The organism is Derxia lacustris, assembly GCF_002105195.1.
GTDB lineage: Bacteria > Pseudomonadota > Gammaproteobacteria > Burkholderiales > Burkholderiaceae_E > Derxia > Derxia lacustris.
Window position 1 is genome coordinate 41,618 of the sequence record NZ_MUHU01000033.1, and the last position, 16,251, is coordinate 57,868.

Here is a 16,251-nt window from a genome sequence, read left to right on the forward strand (position 1 = left end):
CGTGGCGGTCGGCGCGGGTTTCTGGCGCCTGTCGCTCGCACTGGCGCGAGCGACGTTGGCTTGCAGTCAACCCTGAGCCCTCGGGCAGCCCGCCATAGGGCCGGTAACCGAGTGTTTTGCCAAGCTTCTTTTGGGGTTCGGGCGGGGTTGCGCCCGCCCGGCGCCGGGGCTTCAGGCCGCGATCGCCTGTTCCACCGCGCGCAGCTCGGCCAGCCCGGCCACCACCAGGCAATCGGCCGCGTCGTCATTCGGGCCGCAGCCGGCCAGTCGCGCGGTCACGCCGTCGACGCGCTGCGGGAAGTAGGCGCTCGGCGTGTGCAGCACGCGCAGTCCGGCGGCCAGCGCGGCGCGCACGCCGGCTTCGCTGTCCTCCACCGCCATCACTTCGTCGGCGTCGAGACCGAGGCGCGCGAGCGCTTCGAGATAGACCGCCGGATTCGGCTTCTTGGCGGCGACCTCGTCGGCGGTGACGATGGGCGAGAACGCATCGCGCGCCTTCGGCATCAGCTGCTCCAGCAGCGTGGTGACGTTGGAGCGCGTGGTGGTGGTGGCGATGGCCACGCGCAGGCCGGCGCGGCGCGCGGCGCGCAGCAGCTCGGCCACCGGCGGGCGCAGCTTGATCTGGCCGCCCGCCACCAGCCCGGCGTAATGCGCGGTCTTGGTGCCGTGGATGTCGGCGATCAGCCGGTCGATCGAGCGGATCTCGCCGAACTCGCACTCGATCGGCGGCGCGTAGTGCTCGATGTAATGCCGGATGCGCTCGCGCCCGCCGGGCACGCGCAGCAGCTCGCCGTAAAGCTGCTCGTCCCATTCCCAGTCCAGGCCCACGTCGCGGAAGGCCGCGTTGAAGGCCACGCGATGTCCGTCGCGTTCGGTCTCGGCGAGGGTGCCGTCCACATCGAAGATCAGAGCCTTGAGCATGGGATTTTCCTGATGAGGTCGAGCCGCGCAGGCCCGGGTGGGGCGCGGGCGGCGGGGCGGGGATTGGCTTGGCCGCGCGTCGCGCAAGGCGGCATCGAAACGGTGCGCCGGCGGCGCGGCCGGGGCGCTATCGCACGCGCCGTGCCAGCGTCGCCAACAAAAGAGGCAGACGGCGCGCCGCTTCTGCCGGGCGGCGCGCCGCACGCTCCGACCCTGCGCACGGCAGGGTCGGGCGCGCGCCGGATCGGGCCTCAGGCCGCGACCACTGCCTTCAAATCGAAGCCGCGCACCGCATAGCGCTCGGCCATGCGGTCGAGCGACAGCGGCTTGATGCGCGACGCCTGACCGGCGCAGCCAAACGCCTCGAAGCGCTGCTTGCAGATGCCGCGCGCGGCCTTCTTGGCGGCGGCCAGCGCCTTGCGCGGATCGAACTCGCTGCGCTTCTCGTTCAGCAGCTGGCGCATCGCGCCGGTCATCGCCAGCCGGATGTCGGTATCGATGTTCACCTTGCGCACGCCGCTCTTGATGCCGCGGATGATTTCCTCGACCGGCACGCCATAGGTCTCGGCAATCTCGCCACCGTTGGCGCGGATGATCGCGAGCCATTCCTGCGGCACGCTGGAGCTGCCGTGCATCACCAGATGCGTGTCGGGCACGGCGGCATGAATGGCCGCGATGCGGTCGATGGCGAGGATGTCCCCCGTGGGCTGGCGCGTGAACTTGTAGGCGCCGTGGCTGGTGCCGATGGCGATGGCGAGCGCATCGACGCCGGTGCGCTCGACGAAATCGCGCGCCTGATCGGGATCGGTGAGCAGCTGCGAATGGTCGAGCTTGCCGACCGCGCCCACACCGTCTTCCTCGCCGGCCTCGCCGGTTTCGAGCGAGCCGAGGCAGCCGAGTTCGCCTTCGACCGACACGCCGACCGCATGCGCAAAGTCGCTGACCAGCCGCGTGACGCGCAGGTTGTAGTCGTAGTCGGCCGGCGTCTTGGCGTCCTCGCGCAGCGAGCCGTCCATCATCACGCTGGTAAAGCCCGAGCGGATCGACTGCTGGCACACGGCCGGCGTGGCGCCGTGATCCTGGTGCAGCACGATGGGAATGTCGGGATGCATCTCGGCGGCGGCCAGCACCATGTGGCGCAGGTAAGGCTCGCCCGCGTACTGGCGCGCGCCGGCGCTGGCCTGCAGGATGACCGGGCTGTCGGTCTCCTGCGCGGCTTCCATGATGGCGTGGATCTGTTCGAGGTTGTTCACGTTGAAGGCCGGCACGCCGTAGCCGAACTCGGCGGCGTGGTCGAGCACCTGGCGCAATGACACGAGAGCCATGCTTGTCTCCTGGATGTGATGAGCGCCGCCAAAGCGGCACCGGAAATGCGGGTTATGCGAGGGCGCGCCGGCGCCGGCTTGCGGGCCGCCGGCGCAGTGCCGGTTCAGGCGGCAAGCGCGGTGCAGCGCTCGGCCAGTACGTGATGGGCGATGTCGAGCAGGTTGTGGAACACGCGGTCGGGCTTGGCCTCGGCGATGTCGCGGCCACGGTTGTAGCCATGCGGCAGCACCCAGGCCGCCACGCCGGCGGCGCGCGCGGTTTCCACGTCGATGAACGAGTCGCCGACATGCGCCGCGTCTTTGGGCGCGATGCCGAACTGGCGCAGGCAGTAGTCGATCGGCAGCGCATCGGGCTTGCGGCGCGGCAGGCTGTCGCCGCCGATCACGATGGCAAAGCGGCCTTCGAGCGCCAGCGCGCGCAGCAGCACGCGGGCATAGCGCTCCTCCTTGTTGGTGACCAGCGCCAGCTTGACGCCGGCCGCATCCAGCAGCGCCAGCGCCTCCAGCGCGCCCGGGTAGAGCGTGGCGCTCGTGCCGCAGGTGAGCCGGTAGTTCACCTGGAACAGTGGCAGCACATGGCGATGCCAGTCGGCGATGCCGCTGCGGCCGAGCCAGGGCCGGGCCTGGGCCAGCAGTTGCAGCAACAGCTCGCTGGTGCCGTGGCCGATCATCGCGGTGATGAGCGCCTCGGGCTGCTGCGGCAGGTTCAGCTCGCGCAGCGTGAGATTGCAGGCGGCGGCGATTTCGCCGGCGCTCTGCACCAGCGTGCCGTCCAGGTCGAAGGTGACGAGCTTCTTCATGCCGCCGCTCCGGCGCGCTGTTGCAGCAGCCCGCGCACGCCGTCGGCCACGGCGCGGGCGGTGATGCCGAAGGCTTCGTACAGCGCCTCGGCCGGCGCCGAATCGCCGAAGCGGTCGAGGCCGATCACCGCGCCGTCGAGGCCCACGTACTTCCACCAGCCGAGCGTGATGCCGGCCTCGATGGCGAGCTTGGGCACGTCGGCCGGCAGCACGCTGCGGCGCCACTCGGGCGGCTGGCGGTCGAACACGCTGGTGCTCGGCATCGACACCACGCGCAGCGCAATGCCTTCGGCGGCGAGTGCGCGTTGCGCTTCGAGCGCCAGCTTCACTTCCGAGCCGGTGGCGATGACGATGGCATCGGGCGTCGGCTTGCCGGCTTCGCTCAGCACATAGCCGCCGCGCGAAATCTCCACCACCTGCTCGGGCGAGCGCGAGCAGGCCGGCAGCGCCTGGCGCGACAGCAGCAGCGCGCTCGGCCGGTCGGACTGCTGGAGCGCGGTGATCCAGGCGCCGCTGGTCTCGGCCTGATCGCAGGGCCGCCACACGTCCAGACCCGGAATCGCGCGCAGCGCCAGCGCATGCTCGACCGGCTGATGCGTCGGGCCGTCCTCGCCGAGGCCGATGGAATCGTGCGTGAAGATGTGGACGACGCGAATCTTCATCAGCGCCGCCATGCGGATGGCATTGCGCGAATAGTCGGCAAACGCGAGGAAGGTGCCGGCGTAGGGGATGTGGCCGCCGTGCAGCGCGATGCCGTTCATCACCGCCGCCATCGCGAATTCGCGCACGCCGTAGTTCACATGCCGCCCGCCCGGCTGACCCTTGCGCACCGCGCCGCAGCCCGGAAAGTCGGTCAGCACCGAGCCGGTCAGGTCGGCCGATCCGCCGAGCAGTTCGGGCAGCGCGGGGCCGAGCGTGGCGAGCGCGATCTGCGACGCCTTGCGCGTGGCGACCGCCGCATCGCTTTGCGCCGATTGCGCGAGCAGCTTGAATGCCGTCTCGCGGAAGTCCTCGGGCAGCTTGCCGGCGATGCGGCGGCGGAACTCGGCCGCCAGCTCGGGATGGGCGGCCTCGTACAGCGCGAAGCGCGCCTGCCAGTCGGCTTCGGCCACCGCGCCGTGCTCGCGCGCATCCCAGGCGGCGCGCACCTCGGCCGGGATGTCGAACGGCGCATGCGGCCAGCCGATGGCTTCGCGCGTCAGGCGGATTTCCTCGTCGCCGAGCGGTTCGCCGTGGGCCTTGGCGCTGCCCGAGCGGTTGGGCGAGCCGGCGCCAATCGCGGTGCGGCAGACGATGAGCGTCGGCTTCGAGGCATCGGCGCGCGCGGCGACGAGGGCCGCATCGACCGCATCCGCATCCTGGCCGTCGACCGGGCCGATCACCTCCCAGCCATAGGCGCGAAAGCGCGCCGGCGTGTCGTCGTCGAACCAGGGCGTGACCTTGCCGTCGATGCTGATGCCGTTGTCGTCATAGAGCGCGACCAGCTTGCCCAGGCCGAGCGCGCCGGCGAGCGAGCAGGCTTCATGACTGATGCCTTCCATCAGGCAGCCGTCGCCGAGGAAGACGTAGGTGCGGTGATCGACGACCGTGTGGCCGGGCCGGTTGAATTCGTCGGCCATCAGCTTTTCGGCCAGCGCCATGCCGACCGCATTGGCCAGCCCCTGGCCGAGCGGGCCGGTGGTGGTTTCCACGCCGGGCGTGATGCCGTATTCGGGATGGCCGGCGGTGCGGCTGTGCAGCTGGCGGAACTGCTTCAGCTCGTCGAGCGGCAGGTCGTAGCCGGTCAGGTGCAGCAGCGAATACATCAGCATCGACGCATGGCCGTTGCTCAGCACGAAGCGGTCGCGGTCGGGCCAGTGCGGATTGGCCGGGTTGTGTTGCAGATGCCGGTCCCAGAGCGCGACGGCCATCTCGGCCATGCCCATCGGCGCGCCGGGGTGGCCCGACTTGGCCTTCTGCACCGCGTCCATGGCGAGCGCGCGGATCGCGCCGGCCATGGTCTTCGCATCGAGCCGCGACGGGCGATGAACCCGCACTGCCGGTGCATCCTTGGTGAAGCGCAACTGGGTCACGCTGCCGCCGGTCGCCGCATCGGCCGACGCCGCGAAGTGACAGCCCGAATGGCCGAAGCCGCTGGAGGTGGAGGTCATCGCTCGTCCTTCACGAAAGCTGGGCGCGGCGGATTTCCATGAGCCGCAGGATCATCGGGGTCAGGATCAGCTGCATCGCAATCTCCATCTTTCCGCCGGGCACGACGATGGTGTTGGCCCGGCTCATGAAGGAGCCGTCGATCATCGACAGCAGATAGGGAAAGTCGATGCCGCGCGGATTCTTGAAGCGGATGACGGTCATGCTTTCGCCCGCCGTCGGGATGTCGCGCGCAATGAACGGGTTGGACGTATCGACCACCGGCACGCGCTGAAAGTTGATGTCGGTCTCGGCGAACTGCGGGCAGACGTAATGCACGTAGTCGTGCATGCGGCGCAGGATGGTGTCGGTCACCGCCTCGGTGCTGTAGCCGCGTTCCTTCTGGTCGCGGTGCAGCTTCTGGATCCACTCCAGGTTGATGATCGGCACCACGCCGATCTTCAGGTCCACATGGCGCGCCAGATCGACGGTCTCGGTCTTCACGCAGCCGTGCAGGCCTTCGTAGAACAGCAGGTCGGCATCGGCTGGCGTGTCGATCCAGCCGGTGAAGGTGCCGGCCGGCTGGTTGTAGGGCGCGGCCTCGTTGTCGTTGTGCAGGTAGTAGCGGGTCTGGGCGCGGCCGGTGCGGCCAAAGGCGGCGAACTGGCGCTCCAGCTCATCCCACACATTGCCGTCCGGGCCGAAGTGGCTGAACGGCCGGTGCTCGGCTTCGGCCTTGGCGACCTCGGCCTTCATTTCCACGCGGCCGTAGCGGTGGAAGGCGTCGCCCTCGACCACGGCGGCCTTCACGCCCTCGCGGCGAAAGATGTTGTCGAAGGTGCGCTTGACGGTGGTGGTGCCCGCGCCGCTGGAGCCGGTCACGACGATGATCGGATGCTTCTTGCTCATGTTCTTGTCTCCTCCGTGCCGCGCCTTCAGGCGTGCGCGTTCACGTACAGCGATCGGGTCTTGAAGAGTTGCAGCGACACGTTGGCGCTGGTGTCGGCGTGGTAGTCGACGATGCGCGCCACTTCCTCCGCCGAGCCGAAGATGAGCGGCACGCGCTGATGCAGGCCGTCGGGCTTCACGTCGAGGATGGGATGGCAGCCGGTCACCGCATGCGCGCCGGCCTGGGCCATCACGAAGGCGACCGGATTGGCCTCGTACATCAGGCGCAGCCGGCCGGCCTTGCGCGGTTCCTTGTTGTCGCGCGGATAGAGGAAGACGCCGCCGCGCGTGATGATCCGGTGCGCCTCGGCGACCATGCTGGCGACCCAGCGCATGTTGAAGTCGCGGCTGCGCGGGCCTTCGACACCGGCCACGCACTCGGCCACATAGCGCTGCACCGGCGCTTCCCAGAAGCGTTCGTTCGACGCGTTGATCGCGAACTCGCGGGTGGCGGTCGGCACGCGGATCTCGTCGCGCGTCAGCACCCATTCGCCGTCGGCCGGGTTGAGCGTGAAGCTGGCTGCGCGCCCCGCGACCGCCACCACCAGCGCCGTGGCCGGGCCGTACACCGCATAGCCGGCGGCGAGCTGGTTGCGACCGGCTTGCAGAAAGTCGTCGGCCGCCGGTTCGCGACCTGGCTCGGGATGCGGCAGCACCGAGAAGATCGTGCCGATCGAGATGTTGGCGTCGATGTTGCTGGAGCCGTCGAGCGGATCGAACAGCACCAGATGCCAGCCGTCCGACGAATGGCGCGCCGAGACGATGGCTTCTTCCAGCTCCTCGCTCGCATAGCCGGCCACGCTGCGGCAGCCTTCCATCGCGGTCGACAGCAGCTCGTTGGTGTAGACGTCGAGCCGCTGTTGCGTCTCGCCCTGCACATTGCTGCTGCCGGCGCTGCCCACCAGGCCGATCAGCGGACCTTGCCGCGTGGCCTCGGCGATCAGCTGGCAGCCGCCGGCAATCGCCAGCACGGTCTCGGTCAGGCCGCTGTCGCCGCCATGCCGGTCGAGCCAGTCCTTCAGTTCGTCGCTCATGCTGTTTCCCTCTGGTTGTCGTCGAATTCGTTGGCCGCAGCGCTGCCGGCGTCGCCCGCGAAAACGCGGCTGGCGAGCACATCGGCGGCGGTGAGCGTGGTGAGGTCGTCCGCGCTGAGTACGCGGTCGCGGTCGGCAAACAGCCGGCCGGCCTGGCGCAGCCGGGCCCGGTCGAGCGCATTGCGCACGCTGCGGGCATTGGCGAAATGCGGCTGGCCGATGCGCTTGTCGAGATAGCGCGAGAAGGCTTCGCGCGCGCCGTCGTCGAAGCGGTAGTGCCGCTGCGACAGCATGGTTTCGCCGATGGTCAGCAGCTCGTCGCGGCCGTAGTCGGGAAAGTCGAGGTGATGCGCGATGCGCGACGACATGCCCGGATTGCTCTCGAAGAAGGTGTTCATGCGGTCGGCATAGCCGGCCAGGATCACCACCAGGTCGTCGCGGTTGTTCTCCATCACCTGAAGCAGTATTTCGATGGCCTCTTGGCCGTAGTCGCGCTCGTTCTCGGGCCGGTACAGGTAGTAGGCCTCGTCGATGAACAGCACGCCGCCCATCGCCTTCTTGAGGATTTCCTTGGTCTTGGGCGCGGTGTGGCCGATGTACTGGCCCACGAGGTCGTCGCGCGTCACCGCCACCAGATGACCCTTCCGCACATGGCCGAGGCGATGAAGGATTTCGGCCATGCGCATCGCCACCGTGGTCTTGCCGGTGCCGGGGTTGCCGGTAAAGCACATGTGCAGCGACGGCGTTTCGGCCTCCAGCCCGAGGTTGCGGCGCAGCCGGTCGATGACGAGCAGCGCGGCGATCTCGCGCACGCGGGTCTTGACCGGCACCAGGCCGACGAGGTCGCGGTCGAGTTCGTCGAGCGTGTCCTCGATGCGGGTCTCGGCGAGCACGCCGGCCACGGTGTTGGGCGGCGCGGGTTGCGCGGCCGGCTCGGCGGCGGCCGGCTTCGCTGCGGCCGTGGCCGGCTGGGCGGCGCCGGCCGCAGCGGTATTGCGCGTGGCCTGCAGGAAGGGCGCGGTGCCGTAGGGCAGGTCGGTGCGCGCATTCATGCAAGGCTCCCCACCAGCTGGCGCGGGCCGGCCGCCGGCAGCGAGATGGTGTCGTCGCCGAGCGGCTGGGGCTGGCTGTCGAAGGGCGCGAGCGCATTGCGCAGCTGGCGGATCGCCTCGAAGCGGTCGGCCGGCTTGAAGATCGCCGAACCCGCCACGAAGGTGTCGGCGCCGGCGCTGGCCGCGCGGCCGATGTTCTCGGCCGTGATGCCGCCGTCGACCTCGATGCGGATGCTGCGGCCGCTGGCCTCGACGATGCGGCGCGCGCGTTCGATCTTGCGCAGCGATGCATCGATGAAGCTCTGGCCGCCGAAGCCCGGATTGACGCTCATGATGAGCACCAGATCGACCTTCTCGACCACCCATTCCAGCAGGTCGAGCGGCGAGCCGGGATTGAAGGCCAGCCCGGCCTTGCAGCCCGCCGCGCGGATCGATTGCAGCGTGCGGTCCACATGCTGGGTGGCCTCGGGATGGAAGCTGATGTAGTCGGCGCCGGCGGCTGCAAACGCTGCCGCGAGCGAATCGACCGGCGTGGTCATCAGATGCACATCCATCGGCGCCGAGCTGCCGTCGGCGCGCCGGGTGTGGCGCTTGAGCGCCTCGCAGACCATCGGGCCCACGGTGAGATTGGGGACGTAATGGTTGTCCATCACGTCGAAATGGATCCAGTCGGCGCCGGCCGCGATGACTTCGCGGGTCTCATCGCCGAGACGGGCGAAATCGGCCGACAGCAGGCTGGGGGCGATGCGGAACTTCGACATGGCGTTTCATCCGGCAAGGGCTCCGCCACGACGCCCGGCAGGAGCGGGCGAAGGGCGGTGCGGAAGGAAAAACTGCGGGCGCGCGGGGCTGGGCCGCGAGGCAATGCAGCCAGCCGCGATCGGGCTCGCAGAAACGGTCAGGCCTGACGGAGGCGGACGGTGCGGCGCCGCTGCGCGGGCCGGAGGCGGAGGGAACGCCGCCGGTCAGCGCGAGGGAGGCCGCGCAGGCGTCGGGCAGTGCCGGGGCCGGCGCCTGCGCGGGCGGTGCCGCGCCGTCCGCGCGTCAGCCCTTGGCGCCGTAGCGCTCGCGTTCGGGCTGGTTGGTGGCGTAGGAGCGCACCGAGTAGCGCATCGTGCGGCCGACCGTGTCCATGCGTTCGAGCTGGAAGCCGGGCTCGACCGCCGGACGATTGACGATGAAGCTCATCGTGATCGTCTCGACGTTGCGCGTGGAGTCGAAGGCCATCATGCGGATGTAGTGGCTCGGGAAGGTTTCGCGGCAGGCCTTCAGTTCCAGCATCACGCCGGCGGCGTCATGCAGATCGAACATCGGGTGGCCGAACATTTCCCAGTAGGTGTTGCGCGGGTGCGGATCGTCGGTGTACTCGACGCTCCAGGCATAGCCCTTCTCAAGGCCGTATTCGATCTGGGCCGAGATTTCCTCGTCGGTCAGGTCGGGCAGAAAGCTGAACTGGCCTTGCGTGAGGCGGCCGGTCGGGTTGGTCATCATGGTCGTGTCTCCTCGGATTCGGTGGGCTGCCCGCGCGGCTCGCATGGCCGATGGCGTGGCGGTCGCGGCGGGCTCGGGCGTCGTTCAGGCCACGCTCGGCGTCACGGCGTAATCGCTGGTGTCGGTGGACGTGTAGTTGAAGCTGATCTCGCCCCAGGTATCGAGCGCCTGCTTGAGCGGCGAACACCATTGCGCGGCGGCGCGGAGGATTTCCGGGCCTTCGTTCTTGATGTCGCGGCCTTCGTTGCGCGCCTTGACCATGACTTCGAGCGCCACGCGGTTGGCGGTCGCGCCGGCCTGGATGCCCTGCGGATGGCCGATCGTGCCGCCGCCGAACTGGAGAATCACGTCGTCGCCGAACAGGTCGATCAATTGATGCATTTGCCCTGCATGAATGCCGCCCGAGGCGACCGGCATGATCTTCTTGAGGTCGGCCCAGTCCTGGTCGAAGTACAGACCGCGCGGCAGATCCTGCTTGGTGAACGAGTCGCGGCAGACGTTGTAGTAGCCCTGCACCGTCATCGGGTCGCCTTCGAGCTTGCCGACCGCCGTGCCGGTGTGAAGGTGATCGCAGCCGGCCAGGCGCAGCCACTTGGCAATCACGCGGAAGCTCACGCCGTGGCTCTTCTGCCGGGTGTAGGTGCCATGACCGGCACGGTGCATGTGCATGATCATGTCGTTCTTGCGGCACCAGTTGGCCATGCTCTGGATCGCGGTCCAGCCGATCACGAGGTCGACCATGATCACGACCGAGCCGAGTTCCTTGGCGAATTCGGCGCGCTCGTACATGTCTTCCATCGTCGCGCCGGTGATGTTGAGGTACGAGCCCTTCACCTCGCCCGTGGCGGCGCTGGCCTTGTTGACCGCGTCCATCACGTACAGGAAGCGGTCGCGCCAGTGCATGAACGGCTGCGAGTTGATGTTCTCGTCGTCCTTCATGAAGTCGAGGCCGCCCTTGAGGCCTTCGTACACCACGCGGCCGTAGTTGCGACCGCTCAGGCCGAGCTTGGGCTTGGTGGTGGCGCCGAGCAGCGGACGGCCGAACTTGTCGAGCCGTTCGCGTTCGACCACCAGGCCGGTCGGCGGGCCCTTGAAGGTCTTGACGTAGGCAACCGGGATGCGGATGTCTTCGAGCCGCGCGGCCTTGAGCGGCTTGAAGCTGAACACGTTGCCGATCAGGCTCGCCGTCATGTTGGCGATCGAGCCTTCCTCGAACAGGATGATGTCGTAGGCGACCCAGGCGAAGTACTGGCCGGGATTGTTGGGCACCGGCTCGACCTTGTAGGCCTTGGCGCGGTAGCTGTCGCAGGCGGTCAGGCGGTCGGTCCAGACGACGGTCCAGGTGGCGGTGCTCGATTCGCCGGCGACCGCTGCGGCGGCCTCGATCGGATCGACGCCATCCTGCGGCGTGATGCGGAACAGGCACAGCGTGTCGGTGTCCTTCGGCACGTAGTCGGCATCCCAGTAGCCCATCTGGCGGTACTTCAGGACACCGGCGCTGTAGCGCTTCTTCGCGTCGGTGATGACGCCTTGGTCCACGGCAGTGTTCATGCTGTCTCCTCTCGTCGAGCGGTGGTTGTCGTTCGTTGAGAGGAAGTCTCGGCGTGACATCCGTTCAGGAAAAGTCAAACTTGCTTACCGCTGACGTAAGCTTTGGCTGATGAATCAATCCGCCAATCGCCGATGAAGAACGTCACCTTCCGCCAACTGCGCGTGTTCAACGAGGTGGCGCGGCATCTGAGCTTTGCGCGCGCCGCCGAGGAGCTGCATCTCACGCCGCCGGCGGTGTCGATGCAGGTGAAGGAGCTGGAAGAGAACGTCGGCATGCCGCTGTTCGACCGCAGCGGCCGCACCGTGTCGCTCACGACCGTGGGCGAATACGTGCTGGTCTACGCCCGCAAACTGCTCGGCACGCTGCGCGACGCCGAGGACTTGCTGGCGCGCTTGCAGCGCATCGACGTGGGTCTGCTGCACATCGGCATGGTGAGCACGGCGAGCCATTTCGTGCCGCGCCTGCTGGCCGATTTCACGCGCGAGCATCCGGGCGTGGAAGTGCGCATCAGCGTCGGCAACCGCGAGCAGCTGATGGCGATGATGACGCGCAACGAGGTCGAGCTGGCCATCATGGGCCGGCCGCCCAAGGAGGTGGCGACGCGCGCCGAGCCCTTCGCCGCGCATCCGCATGTTTTTGTTGCGCCGCCAGATCATCCGTCGCTCAACGTCGGTCATCCGCCGGTGCATGCGCTGGCGCCCTACAACTTCATCGTGCGCGAGCGCGGCTCGGGCACGCGCGCGGCGATGGAGCATTTCTTCGAGGAGGCGCGCTTCACGCCCAACGTGGCGATGGAAGTGGCCGGCAACGAGGTCATCAAGCAGGCGGTCATGGCCGGCATCGGGCTCAGCGTGCTGTCGCTGCACACGCTGGGGCTGGAGCTGGACGCCGGCCGCATCGCGGTCATCGAGGTGGAAGGCACGCCGATCGTGCGCAGCTGGAACCTGGTGCATGTGCAGAGCCGCACCCTGTCGCCGGTGGCCGAGGCCTTCCGCTACTACGTGCTTGAGCATGGCGAGGCGCTGCTAGCCCATGAATTTGGTGCGCTGCAACCGCGCCGCACCGGCAACTGAGGCCGTCGTCAGTGGCGCTTGCCGACGCTGAACTGCTCGCAGAAACCGCGCAGCAATGCGACCGCGCCATAGTTGTCGGTCAGCGTGTCCAGCGTCACCGGCGGGCATTCGTCGCGGCAGAGCACCACCGGCTCTCCGAGGCCGTCGAGATGGATCAGGCCGAGCGACCAGGCGGCAAAGCTGCGCGTGGGCACCGGCGTGTCGATGAGGGTGATGACATTGGTGTGGCGCGGGTCGCGGCAGATGGAGCCGTACACCGCCACGATGGCGTCGGACGGCCCTTCGATGGCCTGCATGAAGTTGCCGTCGCGGTAGAGCAGCAGGCCGGTGATGCCGAGCTGCGCATTGCGGTCGCGGCTTTGCACCAGCAAGGCGGCAATGTCGGCTTCCGTCATGGGCTGGGTGGCGCTGCTGACGTAAAGCACCAGTTGTAAGTGAGTCATTGCCGGGCGGGTTCGGGGGAGTGATCGTTCCCGGCTTGGCAGATCGGGACGGCGTGCGTGCCGGATTGTCCGTATAGCTTCGGGTCAGTGACGACTCGAGCGTGCAATTTCGTGCGGCGCCGCAGCAATTTCCGCCATACGGCTTTCACGAGGGTTGCAGCGGCAACATCGGCGCGATTTTTTCGAGCGGCAGCTCGACCGTGAATACCGCGCCGCCGCCCGGCGCGCTGGCCGCCAGCAGCCGTCCGCCGTGCTGCTCGACGATGCCGTAGCTGATCGACAGTCCCAGTCCCGTGCCCTTGCCGACCGGCTTGGTCGTGTAGAAGGGATCGAAGATGCGACCGAGCAGCGGCGCCGGAATGCCCGGCCCGTTGTCGGCAAAGCGCACGCTCACCGTGCCGGCATCGAGCCGGCTGGCGGCGATGTCGAGCGCCGGCGCCTCGACGCCGGCGGCGCTGGTCGCATCCCAGGCGTTCTGGATCAGGTTCATGAATACCTGCATCAGCTGGCCGGCCGAGCCATGCACCAGGCAGCCGTCGAAGCCGCGCTGGGTGACCGCAAACCGCCCGCCCGTGCCCTTGCCGACCCACAGCACCGCGCGCGCCACCACGTCGGCCAGATCGACCGCGCGTGCCTCCTCGCGGTCCATCGCCGAGAAGCGCTTGAGCCCGGCGACGATCTCGGCGGTGCGGGTCGCGCCTTCGAGCGTGCCCTCGATCAGCGACGGGAAATCGGCCAGCGTCCGGTCGATCTTGAGATGGGCGCGCAGCCGTTCGGCCTCGGCGGGCGGCACCTCGGCATGCAGCGCCGCCAGGTAGTCGCCGAGCCGTTCGCAATAGCGCTTGAGCGCATGCACATTGCCGAGCACGAAGCTGATCGGATTGTTCAGCTCATGCGCCACGCCGGCCACCAGCCGGCCGAGCGAGGCCATCTTTTCGGAGTGCAGCAGCTGGGCCTGGGTCTGCTTGAGCGCGTTGTGCGCATCCTGCAACTGCTGATAGGCGCGGCGCAGCTCGCCGACCGGCCGGCCGACGAACACGAAGCCCGAGCGCTGGCCGTTGGCGTCGAAGCGCGACGAGCAATGCACCTCGACCGGCACCGCATTGCCGGCGGCATCGCGCAGATGCAGTTCGACGGGCTCGCGCGCCGCGCGCGGCCCGGCCAGCGCCGCGCTGTGCGTGAGCGCGCGCACGGCGGCCTCGTCGTCGGGCCGCGCCAGCAGCTCGGCCATGCGCCGGCCGCGCAGCTCGGCCTCGCTGCGGCCGACCAGATCGCGCAGCGCATCGTTGCTGTCCTGGATCTCGCCGTTCTCGGCGCAGGCCAGCACCAGATCGCTCATCGCGCTCAGCACGCTGAAGATGAAGCGGTGCGATTCCTCCAGCTCGGCGTTCTTCTGCTCGAGCGCGATCTCATCCTCGATCAGGCGCGAATACACCTCGTCCATCTTGTGGATGACATCGACCCAGGCGGCCTCGTCGAGGCCCTCGGCGGGCGGGTGCGGCGGCACAGGCGGGGCGGTCATGGCTTGAGGCGGATCAAGGAGGCGCGATGCGACGGCACGGTTTTCGCTGAAACCGGCTGCAAACGGCAGGCGGCGCCGGGATTTGTCGGGTTGGCTTCAAAACCTACAGCACGGCGCCGCCGCCGGAAACAGCGCGATGCAGCGACATCGCGACATGGCGCGAACTCCGATTCAACTCACTCAGGCATCCCGGGAGCACGAAGATGGCCACCACCACCTACAAGACGCTGGTCGATACCAGGACCACCCCCGAGGGCGCGGCCCTCGTCGTGTGCGAAGGCACGCGCAAGGGCAGCTACAACGACACCTGCCGCGGCACGGTGTTCCAGTGCGAATGCGGCGCCACCGGCTGCCAGCAGACCAAGGACCATCTCTGCTCGGACCAGGGCTTCAGCATGAGCGGCAAGTGCTACAAGTGCGGCGTGTCCAACAAGTTCAAGGCCTTGGCCATCGGTGCCTATGTCAACCAGGCCGAGTTCTGGGCCAAGTACAGCGAAAAGGCGTAAATCATGACGACCCCGACCGAAATCACGCCGATGCCCATCAGCGGCGAAGCCACGTTCGTGAAGTTGACGGCCGACGGCCGCAAGGTCGAGGTCATCGGTGATTTCGTCTGTCTCAATGGCGTGCCCGAAGCGGGCGCGCTGGTCGAGATCGGCGAGCACCCGAACCGTCAGGCGATCCGTGCCGCCGTTCCGGGCGCGACCCATGTCGCTGGCCGCATTCCGCTGCGCCACGACGAGGCCGCGATCGCCAACGCCGCGCTGACGGCTGCCAAGCGCAAGGTCGATGCCGATCCGGTGTCGATCAACGAGCGCATCCGCAAGGCCGTGTTCGCGCGCCAGCGCGACAACGGCGTCGAGTAAGCCTTCCGCCGGCCGGCCCGTCGGGTCGGCGCATTGCGCAACGGCGCACCGTGTTTCGGCACGGTGCGCCGTTGTCGCGTCTGCGGCCGGCGTCTGCGACCGGTGCCGGGGCGTCGGCGGCGGTCGGTGTCAAACTCGGCGCTTCTCCGGCGCGGCAGCTGCGGCGCCGGCATTTTTCCCTCACCGGACTTCATCGAGCCCCTGGCATGCCGATCGCCGAACTCTCCCTCGTCGCGCTGCTTTATCTGCTGCTGACCGTGCTGCTGTGGCGCTTCGTGGCGCGCGCCGGCGCGGCCGAGCCCGCCGCCGTCCTGGCCGCGCTGCCGCCGCCGCCGCGCCTGGGTATCGGGCTGCGGCTGGCCGAGCTGGCCGTGGTGCTGGGCCACGGCTATGTGCTGTTCGCCGTGATGCTGGCCGGCCATCAGCTGTGGTTCAACTTTGCCGCCGCCATCTCGTTCATGGTGCTGGTCGGCTGCGCGGCCCAGCTGGTCAACCAGCTGTTCCTGCCGGTCAACCTGTTTGGCGTGGTGATGTTCCCGCTCGGGCTGGCGTCGACGCTGCTGCTGCTGGCCTTTCCGCCGCCGGTGCTGCGGCTGGAGGCCGGCTATACGCCGCTGCTCGGCATCCACTTTCTGCTGGCGATGCTGGCCTATGGCGTGCTGTGCGTGTCGGCCATCTATGCCTGCGGCATCTTCGTGCTCGACCGGCTGCTGCATGTGGCGCCGGGCGGCCGCCGCTTCGAGGCGCTGCTGCGGCTGGCGCCGCCGCTGCTGCAACTCGAAGGCATCCTGTTCGGCAGCATCTTCGTCGGCTTCGGCCTGCTTACGGCCAGCATCGTCACCGGGCTGGTGTTCTACGAACAGATGTTTGCCCAGCCATTCCGGCTCGATCACAAGTTCGTGTTCTCGCTGCTGTCGTGGGCGGTGTTCGCGGTGCTGCTGCTCGGGCGCTGGCGTTTCGGCTGGCGCGGCCGGGTGGCGATGCGTCAGGTGCTGGCCGGCTTCGCGCTGCTGTTCCTCGGCTATATCGGATCGAGCTTCGTGTTGCAGGTGCTGCTGCATCGGGGCTGAATGCCGCCGCGCCGGCCGCGAGTCGGG

At 68.5% G+C, this 16,251-nt stretch carries 16 protein-coding genes; 4 read left to right on the forward strand and 12 right to left on the reverse strand.

Annotated elements, in window-relative coordinates; all coding sequences use genetic code 11:
• Positions 1 to 171: 171 nt before the first annotated feature.
• The 10 genes from B9P64_RS20475 to B9P64_RS20520 form a co-directional block, all read right to left on the reverse strand.
• Positions 172 to 921 (reverse strand): HAD-IA family hydrolase, encoded by a 750-nt coding sequence (locus B9P64_RS20475; protein WP_085317456.1) that lies wholly within the window; start codon positions 919 to 921, stop codon positions 172 to 174.
• Between the two features lie 251 nt (positions 922 to 1,172).
• A complete protein-coding gene (gene fba / locus B9P64_RS20480) occupies positions 1,173 to 2,246 on the reverse strand; it encodes a class II fructose-bisphosphate aldolase (RefSeq protein WP_085317458.1) in 1,074 nt (357 codons plus the stop codon).
• A 104-nt stretch (positions 2,247 to 2,350) separates the two neighbouring features.
• On the reverse strand, positions 2,351 to 3,046 hold the full coding sequence (locus B9P64_RS20485) for an HAD-IA family hydrolase (protein WP_085317460.1): 696 nt from the start codon (positions 3,044 to 3,046) through the stop codon (positions 2,351 to 2,353).
• A complete protein-coding gene (gene tkt, locus B9P64_RS20490) occupies positions 3,043 to 5,043 on the reverse strand; it encodes a transketolase (RefSeq protein WP_085317701.1) in 2,001 nt (666 codons plus the stop codon). The genes B9P64_RS20485 and tkt overlap by 4 nt, the downstream gene beginning before the upstream one ends.
• Before the next feature lie 163 nt (positions 5,044 to 5,206).
• Positions 5,207 to 6,082: a phosphoribulokinase gene (locus tag B9P64_RS20495; RefSeq protein ID WP_085317462.1), complete on the reverse strand. Its 876-nt coding sequence runs from the start codon at positions 6,080 to 6,082 to the stop codon at positions 5,207 to 5,209.
• Between the two features lie 26 nt (positions 6,083 to 6,108).
• Positions 6,109 to 7,155 carry a class 1 fructose-bisphosphatase gene (locus B9P64_RS20500; protein WP_085317464.1) on the reverse strand — a complete coding sequence of 349 codons (1,047 nt, stop codon included), beginning with the start codon at positions 7,153 to 7,155 and terminating at the stop codon, positions 6,109 to 6,111.
• Complete coding sequence (gene cbbX / locus B9P64_RS20505; protein WP_085317466.1) at positions 7,152 to 8,207, reverse strand: CbbX protein; 1,056 nt, start codon at positions 8,205 to 8,207, stop codon at positions 7,152 to 7,154. The genes B9P64_RS20500 and cbbX overlap by 4 nt, the downstream gene beginning before the upstream one ends.
• Positions 8,204 to 8,968, reverse strand: coding sequence for a ribulose-phosphate 3-epimerase (rpe, locus tag B9P64_RS20510; protein WP_085317468.1), 765 nt, complete (start codon positions 8,966 to 8,968; stop codon positions 8,204 to 8,206). The genes cbbX and rpe overlap by 4 nt, the downstream gene beginning before the upstream one ends.
• Positions 8,969 to 9,251: 283 nt before the next feature.
• On the reverse strand, positions 9,252 to 9,698 hold the full coding sequence (locus B9P64_RS20515; protein WP_085317470.1) for a ribulose bisphosphate carboxylase small subunit: 447 nt from the start codon (positions 9,696 to 9,698) through the stop codon (positions 9,252 to 9,254).
• Between the two features lie 84 nt (positions 9,699 to 9,782).
• Positions 9,783 to 11,249: a form I ribulose bisphosphate carboxylase large subunit gene (locus B9P64_RS20520; protein WP_085317472.1), complete on the reverse strand. Its 1,467-nt coding sequence runs from the start codon at positions 11,247 to 11,249 to the stop codon at positions 9,783 to 9,785.
• Between the two features lie 132 nt (positions 11,250 to 11,381).
• Here B9P64_RS20520 and B9P64_RS20525 point away from each other — a divergent pair, with 132 nt between their 5' ends.
• Positions 11,382 to 12,323 (forward strand): LysR family transcriptional regulator, encoded by a 942-nt coding sequence (locus B9P64_RS20525; protein ID WP_085317474.1) that lies wholly within the window; start codon positions 11,382 to 11,384, stop codon positions 12,321 to 12,323.
• Positions 12,324 to 12,331: 8 nt separating this feature from the next.
• On the opposite strand, the gene B9P64_RS20530 is transcribed toward B9P64_RS20525, so the two are convergent.
• Both B9P64_RS20530 and B9P64_RS20535 read right to left on the reverse strand, forming a co-directional pair.
• Positions 12,332 to 12,766, reverse strand: a complete 435-nt coding sequence (locus tag B9P64_RS20530) for a BLUF domain-containing protein (RefSeq protein WP_085317476.1) — start codon at positions 12,764 to 12,766, stop codon at positions 12,332 to 12,334.
• A 145-nt stretch (positions 12,767 to 12,911) separates the two neighbouring features.
• The gene (locus B9P64_RS20535) at positions 12,912 to 14,288 is read right to left on the reverse strand and encodes a PAS domain-containing sensor histidine kinase (RefSeq protein WP_085317478.1); all 1,377 of its coding nucleotides are present in this window, start codon (positions 14,286 to 14,288) and stop codon (positions 12,912 to 12,914) included.
• A gap of 203 nt (positions 14,289 to 14,491) precedes the next feature.
• Between B9P64_RS20535 and B9P64_RS20540 the strand changes: the two genes are divergently transcribed.
• The 3 genes from B9P64_RS20540 (at position 14,492) to B9P64_RS20550 (ending at position 16,224) form a co-directional block, all read left to right on the forward strand.
• Positions 14,492 to 14,794 carry a hypothetical protein gene (locus B9P64_RS20540; RefSeq protein ID WP_085317480.1) on the forward strand — a complete coding sequence of 101 codons (303 nt, stop codon included), beginning with the start codon at positions 14,492 to 14,494 and terminating at the stop codon, positions 14,792 to 14,794.
• Positions 14,795 to 14,797: 3 nt separating this feature from the next.
• Complete coding sequence (locus tag B9P64_RS20545; RefSeq protein WP_235840034.1) at positions 14,798 to 15,154, forward strand: hypothetical protein; 357 nt, start codon at positions 14,798 to 14,800, stop codon at positions 15,152 to 15,154.
• Positions 15,155 to 15,360: 206 nt separating this feature from the next.
• Complete coding sequence (locus tag B9P64_RS20550; RefSeq protein ID WP_085317484.1) at positions 15,361 to 16,224, forward strand: cytochrome C assembly family protein; 864 nt, start codon at positions 15,361 to 15,363, stop codon at positions 16,222 to 16,224.
• Positions 16,225 to 16,251 lie beyond the last annotated feature (27 nt).